The sequence below is a fragment of the Kaistella solincola genome (genome assembly GCF_000812875.1).
Classification (GTDB): domain Bacteria; phylum Bacteroidota; class Bacteroidia; order Flavobacteriales; family Weeksellaceae; genus Kaistella; species Kaistella solincola.
Genome location: NZ_JSYK01000002.1, coordinates 170,521 through 192,492, shown reverse-complemented (window position 1 = coordinate 192,492; position 21,972 = coordinate 170,521). Strand labels below are relative to the sequence as shown.

Here is a 21,972-nt window from a genome sequence, read left to right as displayed (position 1 = left end):
GGTGTAACAAAAAAATTAGCCATTATGCAAAAAACTTTTGGCGAAAAAGTAGTCGACTTTAATAAAACATTGCATTATGGGGGCGAGCTTCCGGACGGATTTGATGTGCTCAATCCGTTTTTTGGTAACGAAGAAACGTTGACAGTGATGACCAGTTTTTACAGCAAGTTTTATAACGACGTCAACCACCGGAAATTTATTATCGGCATTAATCCAAGCCGTCATGGTGCGGGCGTTACAGGCGTGCCATTTACCGATACAAAGCGGCTTGAAAGCATTTGTGGCATCGAAATGAAATCAGCGCACACCCACGAGATTTCTTCGGTTTTTCTTTATGATGTTATTCAACAGTACGGTGGTCCGGAAAAATTTTACAGCGAGTTTTACATTAATTCACCTTTTCCGCTTGCAATTACTCGCCGCACACCTCGAGGTTCGCTGAATGCGAATTATTATGACGAAAAACCCCTCTTTTTAGCCGTCAAAAAATTTATGATTGAGAGCATAAAAAGTCACATCGATCTGGGTTTGGATACTTCAGAAGTTTTCATTCTCGGCAAGAAAAACGCTACTTTTATCGAAAAATTAAATGCTGAAAACCACTTTTTTGACCGTCTGACGGTGCTTGAACATCCGCGCTATATCCAGCAATACAAAAGCAAAGAAAAACAGCACTACATCGACAAATACATAATTGCATTAAATAACAAACAATGAACAACGGATTTGTAAATCACGAAATCAAAAATAATATTGCCGAAATCACCTTTGGAACACCAAAAAGTAATTCTTTACCGGGTGAAATTTTAGAGAAACTCGCTCGAACGATTTTAGAATGCGGAAAAGATGAAAATGTAAAGGCAATTCTTTTAAAATCAGAAGGTGAAAAAGCATTTTGTGCAGGCGCAAGTTTCGATGAATTGCTGTCGATTGAAGAGCTGGAAACCTCAAAAACATTTTTCGGCGGTTTTGCAAAAGTGCTGAATGCCATGCGACATTGCGGTAAAATCGTTGTGGTGCGCGTTCAGGGAAAAACAACTGGCGGCGGCGTCGGAATTGCATGTGCGGCAGATTATTGCTTTGCCACAAAAGATTCAGCGATGGCTTTAACGGAACTCAATTTAGGTATCGGTCCCTTTGTAATCGGACCGTATGTTGAAAGAAAAATCGGTAAATCGGCTTATTCGGCAATGTCAATTGATGCGGATTTCCGTAGCGCTGAATGGTGCGAAAAACATGATGTTTATCATTCAGTTTCTGAAAATATAACAGAAATGGATGCGCAGCTTCACCTTTTTTTAGAAAAACTTTCGCAAAGAAGTAGCGACGCATTAGCTTTAATTAAAAAAGTTTCGTGGGAAGGAACCGAACATTTCGAAAATTTAATGCCCGAAAGAATTCACATGAGTGCCAGCTTAATTCTCGAAGATTCTGCCAAGAAAAATATCGAAGCCATCAAAGAAAAATTACGCGCTAAATAGGCATTTTTTTCATGAAAACCGTTCTCATTCTCGGAGCGAATTCCGATGTCGCAAAGCAATGTATCCTGCGATATGTTGCGCGCGGTTTTTCCATTCTAGCAGCTTCTCGTGATTTGGATTCACTGAGAATATATGTGGAGGAAAATCATTTGGAAAACAATGTTCAAATTGTTTTTTTCGATGCTGCGAATTTTTCTTCACACCAAAAATTTTATGCGGAACTTTCTACCAAACCGCACATCGTAATTTATGCTGCCGGTTTTTTGGTTGAAAATGAAAAGGCGCTTCACGATTTTGAAAGCGCAAAACGCATGATGGAAGTAAATTATATGGGCGCGGTTTCTATTTTAAATATTATTGCGACAGACAAAACCAACAAAAATCTCGAAAGAATCATCGGTTTATCATCGCTTTCGGGAGTGCGTGGACGCAAAAGCAATTATATTTACGGAAGTACAAAAGCGGCTTTTACCACTTATCTTGCTGGATTGAGACAGGAATTATCAGCTCGGAAAATCACCGTAAATGTTCTGGTGAGCGGTTACATCAACACGAAAATAAATGCCGGTTTAGCGCTGAATAAATCTTTATTAATGGAACCTGACTACGTCGCGGAACATATCGTGAGCGCCGGAAATTCGTTCACCATCGTCCCGAACTGGAAGTGGAAAATGATCTTTTTTATTCTGAAAATTTTACCCGAAAAATTCGTGGCTAAATTGCCATAATTTTAGTGTTTGTCGCTCATCACAAAAACGATTTCGCCACCGTTTGCAATTTCGCTGTGCTTTAAGACATGGTTTTTCACTTCTTTTCCGTTCACCAAAATTTTCTTCACGTAAACATTTTTCTCCGATTGGTTTTCAGTGGTAATATTCAAAAATTCGCCGTTTTCGAGGCTAATTTTTGCAGATTTCACCAAAGGCGAACCGATCTGATATTCATCGGAACCCGGCAAAACGGGGTAAAAACCCAATGCTGAAAAAACATACCATGCAGACATTTGCCCGGCATCGTCATTTCCGCACAGGCCATCTTCTTCCGCAGAATACATTTTCCGCATAATCATGCGCACGCGTTCCTGCGTTTTCCACGCATCGCCCGTCCAGTTGTAGAGATACGGAATGTGATGTCCCGGCTCGTTGCCGTGCACATAATTCCCGATGATGCCGTCGCGCGTGATGTCTTCATTTTTTTCGATGTATTTATCCGCGATTTCCGTGGTGAAAATTTCATCTAAATGTTTTGAAAATTTCTTTTTTCCGCCCATCATTTTTATCATTTCCGGAACATTCTGCGGCACGTAAAGCCCGTAATTAAACGCATTTCCTTCAATAAAACCTTGTCCGTGCGTGTCCATGGGATCAAATTCTTTTTTAAAATTCCCGTCAGAAAGTTTCGGCTGCATAAAACCGGTTTTAGGATTGTACACTCGTTTGTAAGATTCGCTTCTTTTCAAATACAAATTTTCTGTGCTTTTATCGCCCAATTTTTTCGCGATCTGCGCGATTGCCCAGTCGTCATAGGCATATTCCAAAGTTTTGGAAACCGACGAGCTGCTTTTATCTTCCGGTACGTAACCGTACTTCAGATAATCTTCAATTCCGTCGTAATATTTTAGGTTTGATGAACTTATGGCGGCGGTTAAAGCTTTATTTAAATCAATATCGGTCGTGCCTTTAGCAATAGCGTCAGCGATTACCGAAACAGAGTGATATCCGATCATGCACCAGTTTTCGTTGGCGTAATGACTCCAAATTGGCAAAGCTTTGTGAACACTTTGGTCATAATGCGCCATCATCGAATGCACAAAATCATTGTTTCTTTTCGGCTGAATAATGTTGTAAAGCGGATGCAATGCTCGATACGTGTCCCAAAGCGAAAAAATAGAGTAGTTGGTAAATCCTTCAGACTCACGAATATTCTGGTCCAAACCTAGATATTTCCCGTCTACATCTTCATAAAGAATCGGCGACATCATGGTGTGATAAAGTGCGGTATAAAAGGTTTTTTTATCGTTTTCATTTAAAGTTTCCACTTCAATTTTAGAAAGTTCTTTTTCCCATTTTGCGGATGTTTCGGCTTTGACTTTATCAAAATCCCAGTGCGGAATTTCAGCTTCCAGGTTCTTTAAAGCGCCGTTGGTAGAAGTATTTGAAAGTGCAAATTTTACTAAAATCTGCTCATCTTTTTCGGTGTCAAAATCGAAATAAGCTCGAATCTGTCTTCCGGCAAATTCAGGAAAATTTTCGTTTTCATTAAATTTCCGGTAAAAGCCGTTGTATTCTACTTTTTCATAACGTTTTCTGCCATAATTTTTAAAAGGTTTTGAAAACTTCATGGCGAAAAAAACTTTTTTGGTTCGTGCCCAACCTGTCGTTTCGCGGTAGCCAACTACGGTTTGATTGTCTTCTACGCGCACAAAAGTCCAGACATTTTTGCCGTCATAGTTGTAAATATTCGACATCAAATCCAGAATTATATGCGATTCACCGGATTTTGGAAAAGTATAGCGGTGAAATCCTACGCGCTCGGAAGTGGTGAGTTCCGCTTTAATTCCGTAATCATCAAGAAAAACTTCATAAAAACCAGGTTCCGCTTTTTCTGTGTTTTTTGAAAATTGTGAATGATATCCACTTTTAGGTTCACCAACTTTTCCGGGTTCCAAATTCAATTTTCCCGTGGTTGGCATGACCAAAAAATCTCCCAAATCAGAATGTCCCACGCCGCTGAAATGCGTATGCGAAAAGCCGAAAATAGTTTTGTCTTCAAACTGATAACCGGAACAATAGCGATACGTTTCGGGATTGTATTTACCGTCGATTGCGTAAGGTTCCATGTTCGTTTCCGGAGAAAGCTGCACCATTCCGAACGGCGCTGTCGCACCGGGAAAAGTGTGTCCCATATTTTTAGTGCCGACGAACGGATTCACAAACGATGTTAATTTTTGTGCCTGAATGGGAAGAAAAACGCAGAGCGAACAAATAACGATGAATTTGGTCATAGAGTAATTTTGATTAAAAATAGAAAAATCCCGGCATTTTGCCGGGATTTATAATGATTTTTTAAAAGTGCTTTATTCCTTCGTCTCCACTTTTAGGAAAAGTTCTTCCAATTGCTCATCCGCAATCTTGCTTGGCGCATCGATCATCACGTCTCGTCCTGAATTATTTTTCGGGAACGCGATATAATCGCGGATGACCTCATTACCGTCCAGAATCGCGACCAAACGGTCGAAACCTAAAGCAATTCCGGCATGCGGCGGCGCTCCGTACTGGAAAGCGTTCATCAGAAATCCGAACTGCGCTTCTGCATCTTCTTTTGTAAAACCTAATAAATTGAACATTTTGGCCTGTAAATCTTTATCGAAAATTCTTACCGAACCGCCACCGATTTCATTGCCGTTCAAAATCAAATCATACGCATTTGCGCGCGCTTTTCCCGGATCGGTTTCGAGTAAATGGACGTCTTCGGGTTTTGGGGAAGTGAATGGATGATGCATTGCGTGATATCTTCCAGTCTCTTCGTCCCATTCCAAAAGCGGAAAATCTACGACCCAAAGCGGCGCGAATTCTTTCGGATTTCTTAAACCTAATCTGTTCCCTAATTCCATTCTCAGCGCGGAAAGTTGGGTTCTTACTTTATTTTCGTTTCCAGACATTAAAAGCATTAAATCGCCCGGTTTAGCAGCGAATTTTTCTGCGATTTTCTTTAATTCTTCTTCGTTGTAAAATTTATTTACAGAAGAAGTGACTACGCCGTCATTTTGAAATTTAATCCAAATCATACCGGAAGCGCCAATTTGTGGGCGTTTTACCCAATCGATTAATTCATCGATTTGTTTACGCGTGTAATCTGCGCAACCTTCAACATTAATTCCGACAATGAGTTCTGCTTCGTCGAATATTTTAAAATCTTTTCCTTTTACCAAATCATCTACTTCCACGAATTCCATTCCGAAACGGATATCCGGTTTGTCATTCCCATATTTTTTCATTGCATCGGCAAACGTCATTCTTGGAAATTTGCCAAATTCTTTTCCGCTGATGTCTTTCAATAAAGTCGCGGTCATTCCTTCAAAAATTTCCAAAACATCTTCCTGCTCCACAAACGCCATTTCGCAATCGATCTGTGTGAATTCGGGTTGACGGTCTGCGCGCAAATCTTCATCGCGAAAACATTTTACAATTTGAAAATAACGGTCCATGCCGCCAATCATCAACAATTGTTTAAAAGTTTGAGGCGATTGCGGAAGTGCATAAAATTGTCCCGGATTCATGCGGCTAGGAACTACAAAATCTCTGGCCCCTTCCGGCGTTGATTTAATCAGAACCGGCGTTTCAACTTCAATAAAGTTTTGGTCCGAAAGGTAATTTCTGACTTTTTGGGCCATTTTGTGCCGAAATATTAATTTCTCTTTTACCGGATTTCTGCGAATGTCCAAATATCTGTATTTCATTCGTAATTCTTCGCCGCCATCGGTTTGATCTTCGATGGTAAATGGCGGAACTTCAGACTGATTTAAAATCACCAGTTTTTCTACCAGAATTTCGATGTCTCCTGTAGGAATTTTAGGATTTTTGCTGACTCTTTCGATGACTTTTCCTTCAATTTGAATTACGAATTCGCGGCCGAGTTTATGCGCATTTTCAAGCAATTCTTCGCTGGAACGGTCTGCATCAAAAACCAACTGCGTGATGCCGTAGCGGTCGCGCAAATCGATCCACATCATAAATCCTTTGTCGCGAATGGTTTGAACCCAGCCTGAAAGTGTAACATTTTGATTTAGATTTTCGAGGTTTAATTCTCCGTTGGTGTGCGTCCGAAACATATTTTGCAGCTGTTTGAAGTTAAATTTTTGCTCTTTGAAAATGGTAAAAATTTCCGCTGCAAAGATAAGTTTTTTGGATGATTTATCGCGGAAAATCGCGCAGCTTTAGAAAAGCCGAAAAATTTCGCGCTTTTAAAAAAATGAAAAAAATGGCTAAAAAGCAGCTAAAAAATACGGATTGGTAAAATGAAAAATCTGATGCTTTAAAGGCTGAAAATTTAAAAATTAAAAAAGAAACTTTATGAAATTTTAAGAAGTTGAATTTGCTGAATTTCTTTAACTTTGATGTAAATCATTAACCAAAATATAATAAAATTATGGGAAAAGGCGATCAAAAATCCAGACGCGGCAAAGTCACCGCGGGAAGTTATGGTAAAAGAAGACCACGCAAATCTAATTCAGCAAAGAAAATTCCGGTAAGCGTACTGGACGAAGATGACAAAAAAGCGCCAAGAGAAAAAGTGAGAAAAGAAGTTGGTTATCCATCTGACAAATCTGAAAACGCGGACGTTGACAAAAAACCAAAAGCCGCTGCAAAACCGAAAACTAAAGCTGCCGAAGCCGACGATAAACCGAAAGAAGCAAAAACTAAAAAAACCGAAGAATAATCTTCGGTTTTTTTTATTTTCTTTTAGCTGAATTATCTTCCGCCCAGAATGCTTCCCAAAAGTCCGCCCAAACCGCCTTGTTGCTGTTTCTGCGAACCGCCTCCGCCCAAGACACTTCCTAAAATATCATTGAGGGGATTTCCAGAAGATTGCGAAGAACCACCGCCCAAAACGCTACCTAAAATATCGTTCAAGGGATTGGAAGGTTCTGCCTGAGCCTGACTTTGCGCGCCGCCTAAAATTCCGCCTAATAAATCGCCTAAACCACCGCCGGAATTTACGCCATTCGATTGCTTTTCTTTTCCAATATATCCCATTATAAGTGGCGCCAACATTCCTAAAATCGGACCGATTTTATCCATTGAAATGCCGGTTTTTTCGGAAAGTTGATTTTCCACCTGACCTTTTTGTCCGCCGAAAACATGATCCAAAATAGAATTTCCTTCCTGCTGTCTGTCTGCCGCCTGCGCCGGATTATTTAAAATGCTGCCGTCGTGATCTTTTTCCAGAGCAGAATTCAGTGCTTCAGCTTCCTGGTCGTCTTCCTGGGATTTTTTTCGGAGGTAGGAAATCACCAAAGGTGCCGAAACTGCCAACAAAGCGATGACTTGATTTTTGTCTATTCCGAATTTGTTTTCTGCTTGCGCGGCTACTTGCGTACCGGCGTTTCCTGTAATTAGATCGATTAAACTCATTTTTTTTGTTTTAAAATATTAAAAATTTGAACTTTTAGCAGCAAATAAAGGTCCAGAATTTAATTTTTGAAAATCGGCACGTTAGAACACGCTTCACCGAACATCAGCGATTTCACCACCGGTTTCAGCTGTTCCACCAATTCGATGTACGCGTTTTCCGGAATGCTTTCATCAGAACAGCCTTTAACCAAAACTCTTTTGCCGAATAATTCGGTAAAATCATAAGTCTGTATCGCGTTGTGCATCAACAAAACTTCCAGATCTTCGCGGTTTCCGAAGACGATTTTTTTGGCAGTTCCGGTGAGTTTTGCGGTGAGTAAAAAATACGCCCACAACGGTACAATAGCTTCTGCGGAATTAAAAACGTACACAAAAGCTGAATTATATTGCGTTGTATCGAGCAAATTTATTTTTTCGCGGAAGTCTTTTTCTTTCAAAATCAAGCCTTCAAAAAGGAAATCTTTAAGATCAATTCCGATTCTTTTGCCTTGCGGAACAAGCTTAGAAAGGTCAAAATTAACCAATCCGCTTTCGGCAATTTTATTTTTTATTTCTAAATCTGACATTTTTTTTATTTTATCTTTGAGCAAAATTACAACATAAAATCCAAGTGAAATATTACATCATCGCGGGTGAAGCGTCCGGAGATCTTCATGCTTCAAACCTAATGAAATCACTTATTGCGAAAGATCCGGCAGCTGAATTTCGGTTTTGGGGCGGCGATTTGATGGCTGAGGTTGCCCGTACTTCACCGGTGAAACATTATAAAGATTTGGCCTTTATGGGTTTTCTGGAAGTGGCGAAAAACCTCGGCACCATTCTGAAAAATATAAAATTCTGCAAAGAAGACCTGAAAAATTATCAGCCCGATGTTTTGATTTTAGTCGATTATCCGGGTTTTAATTTGAGAATTGCGGAATTTGCGAAAAATCTCGGGCTTCGGGTGGTCTATTATATTTCGCCGCAACTTTGGGCCTGGAAAGAAGGCCGCGTGGAAAAAATCCGGAAGTTTGTTGATGAGATTCTGGTGATTTTGCCTTTTGAAAAAGACTTTTACAAAAAACATCAGGTGGAGGCGCATTTTGTTGGACATCCGCTTTTAGATGCTGTTTCCAACTTACCGGAAATTGATGTTGAAAAATTTAAAGCTGAAAACCAGCTGAACGAAAAAGAAATTATTGCGCTTTTGCCGGGTTCACGCGAGCAGGAAGTCACGAAAATGTTGACTTTAATGCTTTCCGTGCGTGAAAATTTTGCTGATTATCAGTTTGTAATTGCCGGCGCACCGAGTTTGCCCAAATCTTTTTACCAAAAATATGTGGACGAAAACGTGCATTTTGTCTCGAATAAAACTTACGATTTGCTTCGATGTTCAAAAGCAGCGTTGGTCGCTTCCGGAACGGCAACTTTGGAAACCGCATTGCTGAATATTCCGCAGGTGGTCTGTTACCGAAGCAGCATGATTTCGTATGAAATCGGGAAACGCGTCGTGAAAAACATCAAGTATATTTCGCTTGTCAATTTGATAATGGACGAAGAGATTGTAACAGAGCTAATTCAAAGTGAGTTAAATACCAAAAATCTGGTCGAAGAGCTCGGAAAAATTGTGAACGGTGCTGAGCGCGAAAAAATGCTTAATAATTACCAAAAACTTCAGGAAAAATTAGGCGGAAAAGGTGCCAGCGACCACGCCGCAGACGTCATTATAAATGGGTGATTTCACCGTAAAATATTCGGTAAATATTGATATTTTTACCGGAAAAGACCTTGCAAAAACAACCGCTGCTTATTCTTTGTCTCGCGTTTATTCTTGGAATTGCGTTGCAGGATTATTTAAATTTTGGCAGCAAAACGGTCATTTTTTTCCTGATTTCCAGTAGTTTCTTACTGCTTATTTTCTTTGTTAAAAGTTTTTTCACTTTCAAAATCCGTGCTTTTGTGCTGGGATTTCTGTTTTTCAGTTTCGGAATTTTTCTGCACTTTCTGCATGGTAAAAAACCGGAATTTCCGGATTTTTCGGGCAAAGAGCAGGTTATTTTTAAACTTAGGAAAAAGCTGAACAGCAATGAGAAAAACCGCCGCTACGAAATCACCGGCTGGAAAAATAATCAGCAATTTAACAGTGTACTTTCTATTCCAAAAGCTGAACGCGAGCTTGATTTTGCGCATTATTACCGCGCCGAACTTTTCATCAATAAACTCGAAAAACCGTACAGCGATTTTCAGTTTGATTACGGCAAATATTTAGCACGGAAAAATATTTATTTCCAAAGTTATTTGCCCGGCTCGCTCGAAATTTCAGCGCGGAATGATCTTTCGTTTTCTGAAAAAATACGGCAGAAAAGGCTCGAAATTTTGCAGAAAATCGATAGCGCAAAACTTTCAAAACCTACGCGCGAATTTTCGAAAGGAATTATTCTGGCGGACCGTACGGAAATGGATAAAGCTGTGGTTAAGGATTTCAGCAAATCGGGTTTGGTGCATATTTTAGCGATTTCCGGCTCGCACATGGCGATTATTTTCTGGCTGATTTTAGCGATTTTTAAGCCGCTTTTTCCGGCAAATTTCCGCAATTTTAAAATCATAATTGCGCTGCTGCTGATCTGGAGTTTCGCCATTTTTATTGATTACGGAAGTTCTGTGGTGCGCAGCTGCACTATGATTTCGGCGTATTACATTTTCATTTTGCTTCAAAGAAAACCCGATTTGATGCACGCGATGTCCTTGGCGGCGCTGATTATTTTGGTCATCGACACCAACCAGTTTTTCGATGTGGGTTTTCAGTTAAGTTTTTTGGCAGTTTTCGGGATTTTCTGGTTCAATCAGCCGATTTTAAAATTGCTGCCGCAAGCACGGAATAAATTTCAGAAATTTTTCTTCAGTATTATTTCAATCAGTTTTTCAGCGCAGCTGGCAACTTTACCTTTGGTGCTTTTTTACTTTCACCAATATTCATTTATTTCGATTTTGGCAAATCTTGTCATTATACCGTTTTCCGAAGTGCTGATTATTTTTGCATTGCTGATGACTTTTTTGGCGGCTATTTCGGCAGATTTTTCGGTTTTGAATTTAGTCTATGATTTTAGCGTGAAAACTACTTTGAAAGTAATTCATTTCTTCGCTGATGTGGATTTTGCTTTTTTCAGAATGATACCGATGACTTTGCTCGAAGTTTTTCTGCTTCTTATTATGATTTACCTGCTGAGGTTTGTGATTAAAAATTTCAGCATTAAAAATTTGGCGCGGTTTGGCTATTTTTTCCTGATTTTTATTTCGGTGCGGATGCTCCTTAATTATAGAGCAGAAAATTTAAATGAAACTTTGGAGCACCAGTTTTTCAAAGAAAAAATCTGGTCGGTTAAAAATGGCCCGCACGTGACATTTTATGCGGGTAGAAATGTTGATGAGGAAAAAATCATGCAGTACATCATTGAACCTTATCTTACTTCCCGCCGAACAAAATCTTTTCAGCTTATCATTAAGGACGGGAATTTCGTATATTTAAAGTCTGAACCGCCGAAAAATATTGCCCGGCGCTGATTTCTTATTTAGAAAGATTACAAACTAAATGTTTCTGACATTTCTCACGTGGTAGTCGCTCACCATTTTTCTAACTTTGTGAGAATTCAAATTTAAACAATATTATGGCAGGATTTACGACTTCTACGATTGGAAGAAAATACGCAATGGCATTGTCTGCGATGTTTTTGCTCCTTTTTCTAATTATGCACCTTTCGGTAAATTTACTTTCTTTGGGTGGCGAAAATGGCCCTTTCAACGCAGCATCATATTTTATGGGTTACAACCCGCTGGTACAATTTGTAATGCAACCTATCTTGGTAATCGGCGTTATATTTCACTTTGTAATGGGTTTTGTACTTGAAATTCAGAATAATAAAGCACGACCAATAAAGTACGGAACGAACAACCGCGCAGCAAACAGTACGTGGATGTCACGTAATATGCTTATTACCGGCGCTGTAATTTTAGCGTTTTTAGTACTTCATATGTATGATTTCTGGGCACACGAAATGACGTACAAATATGTTCCGGGTGAGGGCGATGCAGCTGATGTTACAAGATTTTGGGGTGAACTTCATGCAAAATTCGCGGAGCTTTGGCGCGTGGTCCTTTATGTGATTTCTTTCGTTCTTTTGGGTTTACACCTTGCACACGGTTTCCAGTCTTCGTTCCAGTCAGTTGGTGCAAGACATCCGAAATATACACCGGTTATCAAGGCAATCGGTACCTGGTATTCCATTCTTATTCCTGCGGGTTTTATTTTTATAGCCGTTTTTCATTACGTTACTCAATAAATTTTAAGTTTTATACGACTAAAATTTAAAATCTAAAATTTAAAATTTCTAAAAAATGAGCAAATTAGATTCAAAAATTCCGGCCGGCCCGTTGGCAGACAAATGGAAAAATCATAAAGATCATATGAACCTTGTTTCACCTAACAACCGTGATAAAATTGATATCATCGTGGTAGGTACAGGTTTGGCGGGTGGCTCTGCTGCCGCAACTTTAGCAGAGCAAGGATATAATGTAAAGGCTTTTTGTTATCAGGATTCACCACGAAGAGCGCACTCTATTGCCGCTCAGGGTGGTATTAATGCTGCGAAAAATTATCAGGGTGACGGAGATTCCGTTTACCGTTTATTTTACGATACTATTAAAGGTGGCGACTACCGTTCCCGCGAGGCTAATGTTTACAGATTAGCAGAAGTTTCCGCTTCCATCATCGACCAGTGTGTCGCGCAGGGTGTTCCGTTCGGTAGAGAATACGGCGGGCAGCTTGATAACCGTTCATTTGGTGGAGTGCAGGTAAAAAGAACTTTCTATGCGAAAGGGCAAACCGGCCAGCAATTATTGTTAGGTGCATATTCCGCAATGAGCCGACAAATCGGTAAAGGAAGAATTAAAATGTACAACCGTCACGAAATGCTTGAACTGGTGATCGTAGACGGAAAAGCGCGCGGAATTATTGCCAGAAACCTTGTAACCGGCGAAATTGAAAAACACTCTGCGCACGCTGTTGTAATCGCTTCCGGCGGTTACGGGAATGTGTATTTCCTTTCCACGAATGCCATGGGCTCCAATGTTTCTGCAGCGTGGAAAATTCACAAAAAAGGAGCGTATTTCGCAAATCCGTGCTTTGTGCAAATTCACCCGACGTGTATTCCGGTTCATGGAACAGCACAGTCTAAACTGACGTTGATGTCCGAATCTTTACGGAACTCCGGAAGAATTTGGGTACCGAAAAATATTGAAGATGCTGTCGCAATTCGCGAAGGTAAACTTAGACCTGAAAATATTCCGGCAGAAAACCGCGATTATTATTTGGAAAGAAGATATCCGGCTTTCGGAAACTTGGTTCCGCGTGACGTTGCATCGCGCGCTGCAAAAGAAAGATGTGATGCCGGTTACGGTATTGAAAATAACGATACGCACGAAGGTGTTTATCTTGATTTCTCCACAGAAATCCTGAAAAAAGGAAATGAAGCTGCCATCGAGAAAAATATTCACAATCCTTCGCCGCAACAAATTTATGATTTGGGTAAAGCGTGGATTGAAGAAAAATATGGTAACCTTTTCGTGATGTACGAAAAAATTACTGCCGACAATCCATACGTGACTCCGATGAAAATTTATCCGGCGGTACACTACACGATGGGCGGCGTTTGGGTTGATTACAATTTGATGTCAACGATTCCGGGTTGTTTCGTAATTGGTGAAGCTAATTTCTCTGATCACGGTGCGAACAGATTGGGAGCTTCAGCATTGATGCAAGGTTTAGCGGATGGTTATTTCGTGTTACCTTATACCATTGCGGATTACTTAGCAGCCGACATCAGAACCGGAAAAATTCCAACAGATTTGCCGGAATTTGATGCTGCCGAAAAAGAAATTCAGGATAAAGTTGCTTTCTTTATGAACAATAAAGGCAAGCACAGTGTAGATTATTTCCACAAAAAATTAGGCCATATTATGTGGAATAAAGTTGGAATGGGCCGTACACCGGAAGGTTTAAGAGAAGCCATTACAGAAATCGAAGAAGTTCGAAAAGAATTCTGGGCAGAAGTAAAAGTTCCGGGTGAAGCTAATGGGATGAATATGGAGCTTGAAAAAGCTTTCCGCGTTGCAGATTTCCTGGAATTAGGTCAGCTGATGGCGATGGATGCACTGAAAAGAGAAGAATCTTGCGGTGGACATTTCCGTTGGGACCATGCCACGCCGGAAGGAGAAGCGGAGAGAGACGATGAGCACTTCAAATATGTTGCTGCCTGGGAATATCAGGGTGGCGACATCAACCAGGAAATGATGCATAAAGAAGATTTGATTTATGAAAACATCGAAGTGAAAACAAGAAGCTACAAATAATCTCCAAAATATAATATAAAATGAGTACTAAAAAAGGATTAAACCTGACTCTAAAAATTTGGAGACAGAAAAACAATAAATCAAAAGGACAATTTGAGACTTACAAAATTTCCGGTGTTTCTACGGATTCTTCGTTTCTGGAAATGTTGGATATGCTCAATGAAAATCTAATCAACGAAGGTCAGGAGCCTGTAGCTTTCGACCACGACTGTCGCGAAGGAATCTGCGGTATGTGTTCGCTGTACATCAACGGCCGTCCGCACGGACCGGACACCGGAATCACCACTTGTCAGCTGCACATGAGAATGTTCAAAGATGGCGAAACAATTCACATTGAACCGTGGAGAAGTGCTGCGTTCCCAATCATTAAAGATTTGGTAACCGACAGAAGTTCTTTCGACAGAGTGATGGCAGCCGGCGGATTTATTTCCGTAAACACTTCTGGGAACACCTTAGATGCCAACGCGATTCCCGTTCCGAAAGAAGATGCTGACAACGCAATGGACGCTGCGGCTTGTATCGCGTGTGGTGCCTGTGTTGCAACGTGTAAAAACGGTTCGGCAATGTTATTCGTGGGTGCTAAAGTTACCCAGCTTGCACTTTTGCCTCAAGGTAGAGTGGAAGCTGAGAGACGTGTGTTGAATATGGTGAAAGCCATGGACGAAGAAGGCTTTGGAAACTGTTCAAATACCGGTGCCTGCGAGGTGGAATGTCCGAAAGGAATTACCCTTGCCGTTATCGCAAAAATGAACAGAGAATATATGTCTGCAAATATTGATAAAGGCTAAATCTGTACAAAAAATACCAAAAGCTGTTTTCTCTAAGGAAAGCAGCTTTTTCTTTGTTAAAATATCACAAATCTTATTTTTAAATTTCTTATAACTCAGCGAATACCTTATTTTTGCTGAAAGTTAAAAGCATATCTGCTTTAAATATTTTTAAAATCATAAAAGTAAAATCATAAAAAATGAATAAGTTTTTTCTAATGCTCTTAATCGCCTTCGTGGCAATGTCCTGTTCAAAAAAAGTGGAGGTTTCCGGTAATTTTGCCGGCGGTTCACCTTTGGAAAGGATAGAATTCATCGAAGCTTCGGGTGTGGCAACACTTCCGCTTATCAATATGGGTGTAGATGCCAAAGGAAATTTCTCCGGCAGTTTCGAAGCGCCAAAAGACGGAATGTACATCATGACCTACGCTGGAAAGCAGGCGATGATTTACCTGAAAGGCGGTCAGAAAGTAAATATTTCCGGCTCAGCACAATCTTTCCCGGCACAGTTTACCGTGGCTGGTGATGCGAAAAATAATAACCAGTATTTAAAAGAAGTTCAAAAACTCATCGAAGGTTACGCAGCGAAAATAAATGTTGGCGAACTGGTTTCCAAAGATGAACCAGCGTTCTTAAAGGAAATTGAAAAAATAAGCGCAGATTTGAACCAAAAAATTGAAGCTGCCGCAAAAAGCACTTCTCCGGACAGCGAAGTGGTGCAGTGGAAAAAAGACGAACTGAATGCGAGCGTTTTGGGATTGATGAATCAATACGAAATGAACCGCCCGATGGTCAGCCAAAATCCGAACTTTAAAGTTTCGAAAAACTTTACGAATATGGAAGCAAAACTGAAAAAAGACGAAGACCGTTTGCTGAAAAACCAGCCGATTTACCGCAATTATCTGTTGGGCAAATTAAGCAAGGATTTCCAGGCTTACGCGGATGCAAACAACAAAACCGGAACTGAAGTTTCTTCCGTGCTTTTCTCGAAATTTTTGGATACCAAAAAAGATTTATCTCAGCTTGCTAAAGATTATCTGTTGGCGTTCGTAATGTCAAACAGCGATATTAATCCGTCTACAAGCGAAGCTGATGCTGCAAAAATCAGCAAAATTATCGACGAAAAAATCAAGGATAAAGAAATTAAAGAAGATTTAAAAAGAATTCAGTTCGTTATTTCTGGGCCGAAAATCGGTGAAGCTGCGCCAAATGCAAAATTAATTAAAGCAGACGGCGGCGATTTCAACCTTTCTGCAGCTACTGAAAAACCAAAATTGGTGATGTTTTACGCGTCGTGGAATCCGTACATCGCCGAATCTAATATTCCGGTTTTGCGCGAAGTGGTAAATTTCTACAAATCGAAAATGGATTTTGTTTTCGTGAATCTGGATGATACCAAAGACCAGTTTGGCAAAACCAGCAAAGCGCTTTTACAGGGAATCCCGGGAACCAACGTGTACGCGGAAAACGGCATGAATTCTCAGATCGCGAAAGATTTAGGAATTTATGGTTTTAAAATGCCTTCGTACGTCGCTGTCGGTAAAGACGGAAAAATCGCAAGTAAGTTTTTCTACAACTTAGGCGATCCGGAATTGATTACGGTTCTGGACCAGCTGACAGGTTTGAAAGCGCCAACCGCCGCGCCGGAAGCAACTTTGCAAAATGATTTGCTTGCGCCGCAACAGCAGCCGGCACTGGAAACTAAATAGTTTATAACATTTTTTAATATAAAAATTCTGCCCTTTTTGGGCGGAATTTTTTGTTTTGATGAAATGCTTTTTTAATTTGGAAAATTCCATTTCAGAAAAAATTGCAGTTTCAACAGCATATTTTTCCAATTTAATTGAAAGCAAATTCGTGCATTCTTGGCAGTTATTTTTTTCAAAATTTTATGCTTTTAACACCTAATTTTTTCATTTTAACAAAGATGAAGATCTGAATATTTACATCAAAACTTTCAGCATTAATTAAAATTTATTTGCTGCTATTTGAGGCTTTTTTTTGATTTTAAATAGAAATGAAATTTTTTACATCAAATTAAAAATCAGGAAAAAACACCGTTTAAGCCGGTAAAATTTCGAGCTGTAATTGCGCCGCATTTTTTATTTTAAAACCTTACTTTTGCGCACAGATAAATTTCAATGAGAAAGAAGAACAAAAATATTATTTTAGAAAATATTAAGCTGGTTTCGGCGGGCTCTAAAGGCGTTGCTGTAGGGAAAACCTTGGAAGGAAAAACCGTTTTGGTTTCCGGCGCGGTACCCGGCGACGTGGTAAATGCGCGCGTACGAAAATCAAAATCCAATTACTACGAAGCGGAAATGGTGGAAATCGTCGAAAAATCACCGTTTCGTGTAGAGCCAAGATGTATTCATTTCGGTGTTTGCGGTGGCTGTAAATGGCAGAATTTGGCCTACGAAAAACAGCTGGAATTCAAGCAGGACGAAGTGTATAATCATATAAAAAGAATTGCGGGAATTGAAGATTTCGAAACTTTGCCAATTTTGGGCAGTGAAGAGCAGTATTTTTACCGCAATAAAATGGAATTTTCTTTTTCCAACGCGCGCTGGCTCACGCAATATGAAATCAGCGCTGAAGAAAATTACGGCAACCGCGATGCTTTAGGTTTTCACATTCCCGGAATGTGGAGCAAAATTCTGGACCTCAAAGAGTGTTTTTTGCAGGAAGATCCGTCCAACGCGATGCGTTTGGCGATCCGGAATTACGCGGTTGATAATGGTTTGGAATTTTTCGATGTGCGGAACCAAAGTGGTTTTCTGCGCACGGTAATGTTCCGCCAGAATTCCCGCGGTGAATGGATGGTTTTATTCCAGCTTTTCCGTAAGGAAAAAAACCAGGAAAAATTATTCGATTTTTTACTCGAAAAATTCCCGGAAATCAAGACGTTGATGTTTGCAATTAATTCCAAACAAAATGATTCGCTTTACGACCAGGAGGTTCAGATTTATTCCGGTCCCGGATTTTTGATGGAAGAAATGGAAGGTTTGCGTTTTAAAATCGGACCGAAATCTTTTTTCCAGACGAATTACAAACAGGCTTTAAATCTTTACCAAAAAACTCTGGAATTCGCTGATTTAAAAGGTGATGAGGTTGTTTATGATCTTTATACCGGAACCGGAACGATCGCGCAATATGTAGCGAGAAAAGCAAAACATGTTATCGGAATTGAATCGGTGCAGGAATCCATTAATTCTGCCATCGAACATGCGGCGCTGAACGGTTTGGACAATTGTACGTTCTATTGCGGCGATATGAAGGAAATTTTTAATGATGAATTTATTGCGCAGCATCCAAAAGCTGATGTTTTGATTACCGATCCGCCGCGCGACGGCATGCACCAGAAAGTAGTGGAACAAATCCTGAAAATTGCGCCGGAGAAGATCGTTTATGTCAGCTGTAACTCGGCAACACAGGCGCGCGATCTTGCATTGATGAAAGACCAATACCGCCTGGTGAAAATTTTACCTGTAGATATGTTTCCACAAACGCATCACGTGGAAAATATTGCCCTGTTATATCGAATATAAATACTATTTTTATTTTTTTAAAATTAAATAATGAAATCATTGAAAAACATTCTATCTGCTCTCTTGGTTTTTGGTGTAATCACCGGTGCTTCGGCGCAGGAAAAAGACACTTTAACGGCGAAAAAAGATACTGCCGCTTCATCAAAACCAAAAAATACCGCCAAAAAGCCCGAAAAAATTAAACCTTACAAAGACGTGATTACGGCGAAAGCAGTATCCGATCAGGGTGTGCTTGCAGTTCATAAAGTTGAGGATAAATTTTATTTTGAAATTCCGAATTCTGTACTTGCGAAAGAATTTTTGCTTGTAAGCAGACTGACAAAAGCGGCGGCAGGAATGCGTTCCGGAACTAGCGGTTACGCGGGTGACCAGATTGCGCAAAATGTCATCACTTTTGAAAAAGGACCGGAAGACAAGATTTTCATTAAATCTATTTCGTATGTAGATTATGCGAAAGATTCCACTTCCGAAATGTACAATTCGGTAATGCGGAATAACATGCAGGCGATTATCATGTCATTCGACATTAAAGCTTATGGTGCTGATAAAAAATCGGCGGTAATTGACGTTACCGATATGCTGAACGCCGATAATGAGCTGGTTTCATTTGCGGCGCCGGTAAAAAACAATTACAAAGTTGGCGCTTTCCAGAAAGATAAATCTTTTGTAAATTTTGTAAAATCTTTCCCGAATAACCTCGAAATAAATACCACCAAAACTTTTGCGAAAACTTTAGGCAGAATTACGGTGCCGCCAGGTCAGGAAAGACCGGTGGTGAGCGGAAATTATACGGTGGAAATCAATTCATCTTTGGTTTTATTGCCAGCTAATAAAATGCAGGCACGATATTTCGATCCGCGTGTTGGTTATTTCGCGGTGGGTTATACCGATTTTGATCTTGATCCGCAGGGCGTAAAAAGAGTTTCATTGATTAAAAGATGGAGACTTGAACCAAAACCTGAAGATCTGGAAAAATATAAAAGAGGTGAACTGGTAGAACCAGCAAAACCCATTGTTTTCTACATCGATCCGGCAACACCGAAAAAATGGGTTCCGTTTTTAGTGGAAGGTGTGAATGACTGGCAAAAAGCTTTTGAAAAAGCAGGTTTTAAAAATGCGATTTATGCAAAAGTTCCGAATGCGAAAGACGATCCTGAATGGAGTTTGGAAGACGCGCGTTTTTCCGCGATCGTTTATAAACCTTCGGATGTGCCGAATGCTTCGGGCCCTTCAATTTCAGACCCAAGAACCGGGGAAATTTTAGAAAGTCATATCAACTGGTATCACAACGTGATGTTGCTTTTAAGAAACTGGTATTTCGTGCAGGCCTCACCAAACGATGCGCGCGCCAGAAAAATGGATTTTGATGATGCGTTGATGGGACAACTGATCCGTTTCGTTTCTTCGCATGAGGTTGGTCACACTTTAGGTTTACGTCACAACTACGGTTCAAGTTCCAGCGTGCCGGTTGAAAAACTGCGCGACAATAAATGGTTGGAAAAAAACGGTCATACGCCATCAATAATGGATTATGCGCGTTTTAATTATGTTGCACAACCGGAAGACCGTGTAAAAGCAGCCGGACTAATGCCGAGAATTGGTGATTATGACGACTGGGCAATCGATTGGGGTTACCGAAGATTTTACCAGTTCAATTCACCTGATAAAGAAAAAGAACACCTGAATAAATGGGTGATGAACAAGTTGAAAGACAACAGACTTTGGTTTGGAACTGAAAGCAATGCGTACGATCCGCGCTCCCAAAGCGAGCAGGTTGGTGACGATGCAATGCTCGCAAGCACTTACGGAATTAAAAACTTGCAGCGAATTGTAGATAATTTACCAAACTGGACCAAAAAACCAAACGAAGATTACTCAAACCTTGCGTTAATGTACGATCAGGTTACAGGACAGTTCGGCAGATATTTAGGTCACGTTTCGAAATACATCGGTGGACAAATGGAAACACCGAAAACTTTGGAACAGAAAGGACCGGTTTATGAGGTCGTTTCCAAAGAAGATCAAAAAAGATCATTGGATTTCTTAAACAAAAATATCTTTACCACACCGGAATGGCTGTTGCAGAAAGACGTTTTCCAGAACACGGAAAAAACACCGGTAGCTGTAGTTGAAGGTTTGCAAAATTCAGTTTTAAACCGAATTTTAAGCGCCAATGTTCTTCAGATGATGTATCAAAATCAGGTGATGGACAAAAACGCTTATCCGTTGGTGGAATATATGAACGATTTGAAAAACTCGATTTTCACTAATGGTGAAACCGATATTTACCGCAGAAATCTTCAAAGAAATTATGTTGGGTCGCTCATCAATTTATTGACAGCAAAACCGGCACCGACTTCCCGTTTTTCTGACGGTGTAACGGTTTCTGAAAACTCTGATGTAACTGCAGTTGTTCGCGGAACTTTGAAAAGCATCAAAGATGAAGCAGCTCAAAAAACTGCAACCGATTTAATAAACAAATATCATTACGACGATTTGGTGTACCGAATCGACAAGGCTTTAGACCCGAAATAATGAAAAAAAACCTGCTTTTTCTCTGTTTTTTTTCGATTTTCCTTTTTTCCTGCGGGTCAGATGACGACATCTGTATCAGCGGAGAAGCCACACCAAGGGTGAAAATCAAATTTAAAACACAGGCAACGGGCAAAATAAAAACACTGGACTCTCTCTTTATCAATGTTGATTATGGGAAGGGTCCAGTGCCCGTTTTCGGGAATGTGGTAAAAACCGATTCGGTGCTCATTCCCATTCGCGTGGACGATTCACCTTTTACCGATATTTATGTGGGAACGTCAAGAATAGCGGTAAATTCTAAAATCAAATTGAATTATACCACCGTGGCGGAATATGTTTCGCCTGCGTGTGGCATTAAAAAAGTTTACCAGAATTTCCGTCCGGAGCTTGAAATTCCCAATCCTGTTCTTGGTTTAGAAACCAACCAAACCCAGATTACCGATGAAAGCAAAACGCATTTTTTCCTTCTTTTTTAGCCTTTTTTTTATTTTCGCTTTAGCGCAGAATAAAAAAGATTCTGTAAAAACCAGCTGGAAATATGAACCGAATTTCTTGGTCGGTTTTGACGTTTTAAATGCGGGACTTGCGGTTTTTACAGAAAGGAAATTAATTCAAGTTTTTGTCTCTTCGAAAATTAAAAATGATTTTTACGCCATTGTCGATGGCGGTTTCGAATCAAATGTTTACCAAAAAAACGGGTACGATGCCAAAGCTTCTGGTCCATTTGTACGTCTGGGAAGTTCGTACATGTTGGCAAAAGATCCCGAAAATGAGCTGAACGGCTTTTTTATCGGTGCAAAAGCTGCGGCTTCTTTGTATTCTCAGGAATATTTCGCGGTACCGATACGCGGATATGGTGACAGCGATGTTTCCACCGCTTTTCCGGCTTCTACACAAAGTTCTTACTGGCTCGAAGGTGCTGTTGGCGGACGAGTTCAGCTCTTCGAAACGCCACTGTACATCGAAGTGACAGCGCAGCCAAAATATCTGTTGTATTCCACGACTCAGGAAGAAATAAAACCGATGATCGTTCCCGGATTTGGTAAAAGCTCCGCAAAATTCAATATGGGTTTTTCGTGGAATATTGCCTATTTTTTTTAATAAGCTTTAACTCAAAAATCTT

The 21,972-nt window shown here is 40.2% G+C and carries 18 protein-coding genes; 14 read left to right on the top strand and 4 right to left on the bottom strand.

Annotated features, from left to right (window positions below; genetic code table 11):
* Positions 1-24: 24 nt before the first annotated feature.
* From OA84_RS01780 to OA84_RS01770, 3 genes are read left to right on the top strand one after another with little or no spacing between them, the layout of a single operon-like run.
* A complete protein-coding gene (locus tag OA84_RS01780) occupies positions 25-717 on the top strand; it encodes an SMUG2 DNA glycosylase family protein (protein ID WP_039342633.1) in 693 nt (230 codons plus the stop codon).
* On the top strand, positions 714-1,481 hold the full coding sequence (locus OA84_RS01775; protein ID WP_039341477.1) for an enoyl-CoA hydratase/isomerase family protein: 768 nt from the start codon (positions 714-716) through the stop codon (positions 1,479-1,481). Before OA84_RS01780 ends, OA84_RS01775 begins: the two co-directional genes overlap by 4 nt.
* 11 nt (positions 1,482-1,492) lie before the next feature.
* Positions 1,493-2,209 (top strand): SDR family NAD(P)-dependent oxidoreductase, encoded by a 717-nt coding sequence (locus OA84_RS01770; RefSeq protein WP_039341474.1) that lies wholly within the window; start codon positions 1,493-1,495, stop codon positions 2,207-2,209.
* 2 nt (positions 2,210-2,211) lie between these two features.
* Here OA84_RS01770 and OA84_RS01765 read toward each other — a convergent pair whose 3' ends face one another.
* Together OA84_RS01765 and aspS are read right to left on the bottom strand one after the other, a co-directional pair.
* On the bottom strand, positions 2,212-4,485 hold the full coding sequence (locus OA84_RS01765) for a GH92 family glycosyl hydrolase (RefSeq protein WP_039341471.1): 2,274 nt from the start codon (positions 4,483-4,485) through the stop codon (positions 2,212-2,214).
* Between the two features lie 72 nt (positions 4,486-4,557).
* Entirely contained in the window at positions 4,558-6,312 is a 1,755-nt protein-coding gene (aspS, locus tag OA84_RS01760) for an aspartate--tRNA ligase (RefSeq protein ID WP_039341468.1), read from the bottom strand.
* Between the two features lie 317 nt (positions 6,313-6,629).
* Here aspS and OA84_RS11615 point away from each other — a divergent pair, with 317 nt between their 5' ends.
* A complete protein-coding gene (locus OA84_RS11615; RefSeq protein ID WP_039341465.1) occupies positions 6,630-6,920 on the top strand; it encodes a 30S ribosomal protein THX in 291 nt (96 codons plus the stop codon).
* 32 nt (positions 6,921-6,952) lie between these two features.
* On the opposite strand, the gene OA84_RS01750 is transcribed toward OA84_RS11615, so the two are convergent.
* Together OA84_RS01750 and OA84_RS01745 are read right to left on the bottom strand one after the other, a co-directional pair.
* Complete coding sequence (locus tag OA84_RS01750) at positions 6,953-7,615, bottom strand: DUF937 domain-containing protein (protein ID WP_039341461.1); 663 nt, start codon at positions 7,613-7,615, stop codon at positions 6,953-6,955.
* A 59-nt stretch (positions 7,616-7,674) separates the two neighbouring features.
* Positions 7,675-8,181: a DUF2480 family protein gene (locus tag OA84_RS01745; protein WP_039341458.1), complete on the bottom strand. Its 507-nt coding sequence runs from the start codon at positions 8,179-8,181 to the stop codon at positions 7,675-7,677.
* 44 nt (positions 8,182-8,225) lie between these two features.
* Between OA84_RS01745 and lpxB the strand changes: the two genes are divergently transcribed.
* From lpxB to OA84_RS01695, 10 genes are all read left to right on the top strand, one after another.
* Positions 8,226-9,332, top strand: a complete 1,107-nt coding sequence (lpxB, locus tag OA84_RS01740; RefSeq protein ID WP_039341456.1) for a lipid-A-disaccharide synthase — start codon at positions 8,226-8,228, stop codon at positions 9,330-9,332.
* Between the two features lie 26 nt (positions 9,333-9,358).
* A complete protein-coding gene (locus tag OA84_RS01735; RefSeq protein ID WP_084060821.1) occupies positions 9,359-11,155 on the top strand; it encodes a ComEC/Rec2 family competence protein in 1,797 nt (598 codons plus the stop codon).
* Positions 11,156-11,259: 104 nt separating this feature from the next.
* Complete coding sequence (locus OA84_RS01730; RefSeq protein WP_039341452.1) at positions 11,260-11,931, top strand: succinate dehydrogenase cytochrome b subunit; 672 nt, start codon at positions 11,260-11,262, stop codon at positions 11,929-11,931.
* 55 nt (positions 11,932-11,986) lie between these two features.
* Complete coding sequence (locus tag OA84_RS01725) at positions 11,987-13,999, top strand: fumarate reductase/succinate dehydrogenase flavoprotein subunit (RefSeq protein WP_039341449.1); 2,013 nt, start codon at positions 11,987-11,989, stop codon at positions 13,997-13,999.
* A 20-nt stretch (positions 14,000-14,019) separates the two neighbouring features.
* Positions 14,020-14,787 carry a succinate dehydrogenase/fumarate reductase iron-sulfur subunit gene (locus OA84_RS01720; protein WP_039341446.1) on the top strand — a complete coding sequence of 256 codons (768 nt, stop codon included), beginning with the start codon at positions 14,020-14,022 and terminating at the stop codon, positions 14,785-14,787.
* Between the two features lie 179 nt (positions 14,788-14,966).
* Entirely contained in the window at positions 14,967-16,475 is a 1,509-nt protein-coding gene (locus tag OA84_RS01715) for a TlpA family protein disulfide reductase (RefSeq protein WP_039341442.1), read from the top strand.
* A 432-nt stretch (positions 16,476-16,907) separates the two neighbouring features.
* On the top strand, positions 16,908-18,314 hold the full coding sequence (gene rlmD / locus OA84_RS01710; RefSeq protein ID WP_039341439.1) for a 23S rRNA (uracil(1939)-C(5))-methyltransferase RlmD: 1,407 nt from the start codon (positions 16,908-16,910) through the stop codon (positions 18,312-18,314).
* 30 nt (positions 18,315-18,344) lie between these two features.
* Positions 18,345-20,849 carry a zinc-dependent metalloprotease gene (locus tag OA84_RS01705; protein WP_039341435.1) on the top strand — a complete coding sequence of 835 codons (2,505 nt, stop codon included), beginning with the start codon at positions 18,345-18,347 and terminating at the stop codon, positions 20,847-20,849.
* Entirely contained in the window at positions 20,849-21,325 is a 477-nt protein-coding gene (locus tag OA84_RS01700) for a hypothetical protein (protein ID WP_039341432.1), read from the top strand. The genes OA84_RS01705 and OA84_RS01700 overlap by 1 nt, the downstream gene beginning before the upstream one ends.
* Positions 21,291-21,950: a DUF6048 family protein gene (locus OA84_RS01695; RefSeq protein WP_039341429.1), complete on the top strand. Its 660-nt coding sequence runs from the start codon at positions 21,291-21,293 to the stop codon at positions 21,948-21,950. The genes OA84_RS01700 and OA84_RS01695 overlap by 35 nt, the downstream gene beginning before the upstream one ends.
* The last annotated feature ends 22 nt before the right edge of the window (positions 21,951-21,972 follow it).

Coding starts and splice junctions, on each gene's coding strand:
- OA84_RS01780 (WP_039342633.1), top strand. CDS start 25: ATGCAAAAAACTTTTGGCGAAAAAGTAGTCGACTTTAATAAAACATTG.
- OA84_RS01775 (WP_039341477.1), top strand. CDS start 714: ATGAACAACGGATTTGTAAATCACGAAATCAAAAATAATATTGCCGAA.
- OA84_RS01770 (WP_039341474.1), top strand. CDS start 1,493: ATGAAAACCGTTCTCATTCTCGGAGCGAATTCCGATGTCGCAAAGCAA.
- OA84_RS01765 (WP_039341471.1), bottom strand. CDS start 4,485: ATGACCAAATTCATCGTTATTTGTTCGCTCTGCGTTTTTCTTCCCATT.
- aspS (WP_039341468.1), bottom strand. CDS start 6,312: ATGTTTCGGACGCACACCAACGGAGAATTAAACCTCGAAAATCTAAAT.
- OA84_RS11615 (WP_039341465.1), top strand. CDS start 6,630: ATGGGAAAAGGCGATCAAAAATCCAGACGCGGCAAAGTCACCGCGGGA.
- OA84_RS01750 (WP_039341461.1), bottom strand. CDS start 7,615: ATGAGTTTAATCGATCTAATTACAGGAAACGCCGGTACGCAAGTAGCC.
- OA84_RS01745 (WP_039341458.1), bottom strand. CDS start 8,181: ATGTCAGATTTAGAAATAAAAAATAAAATTGCCGAAAGCGGATTGGTT.
- OA84_RS01730 (WP_039341452.1), top strand. CDS start 11,260: ATGGCAGGATTTACGACTTCTACGATTGGAAGAAAATACGCAATGGCA.
- OA84_RS01725 (WP_039341449.1), top strand. CDS start 11,987: ATGAGCAAATTAGATTCAAAAATTCCGGCCGGCCCGTTGGCAGACAAA.
- OA84_RS01720 (WP_039341446.1), top strand. CDS start 14,020: ATGAGTACTAAAAAAGGATTAAACCTGACTCTAAAAATTTGGAGACAG.
- OA84_RS01715 (WP_039341442.1), top strand. CDS start 14,967: ATGAATAAGTTTTTTCTAATGCTCTTAATCGCCTTCGTGGCAATGTCC.
- rlmD (WP_039341439.1), top strand. CDS start 16,908: ATGAGAAAGAAGAACAAAAATATTATTTTAGAAAATATTAAGCTGGTT.
- OA84_RS01705 (WP_039341435.1), top strand. CDS start 18,345: ATGAAATCATTGAAAAACATTCTATCTGCTCTCTTGGTTTTTGGTGTA.
- OA84_RS01700 (WP_039341432.1), top strand. CDS start 20,849: ATGAAAAAAAACCTGCTTTTTCTCTGTTTTTTTTCGATTTTCCTTTTT.
- OA84_RS01695 (WP_039341429.1), top strand. CDS start 21,291: ATGAAAGCAAAACGCATTTTTTCCTTCTTTTTTAGCCTTTTTTTTATT.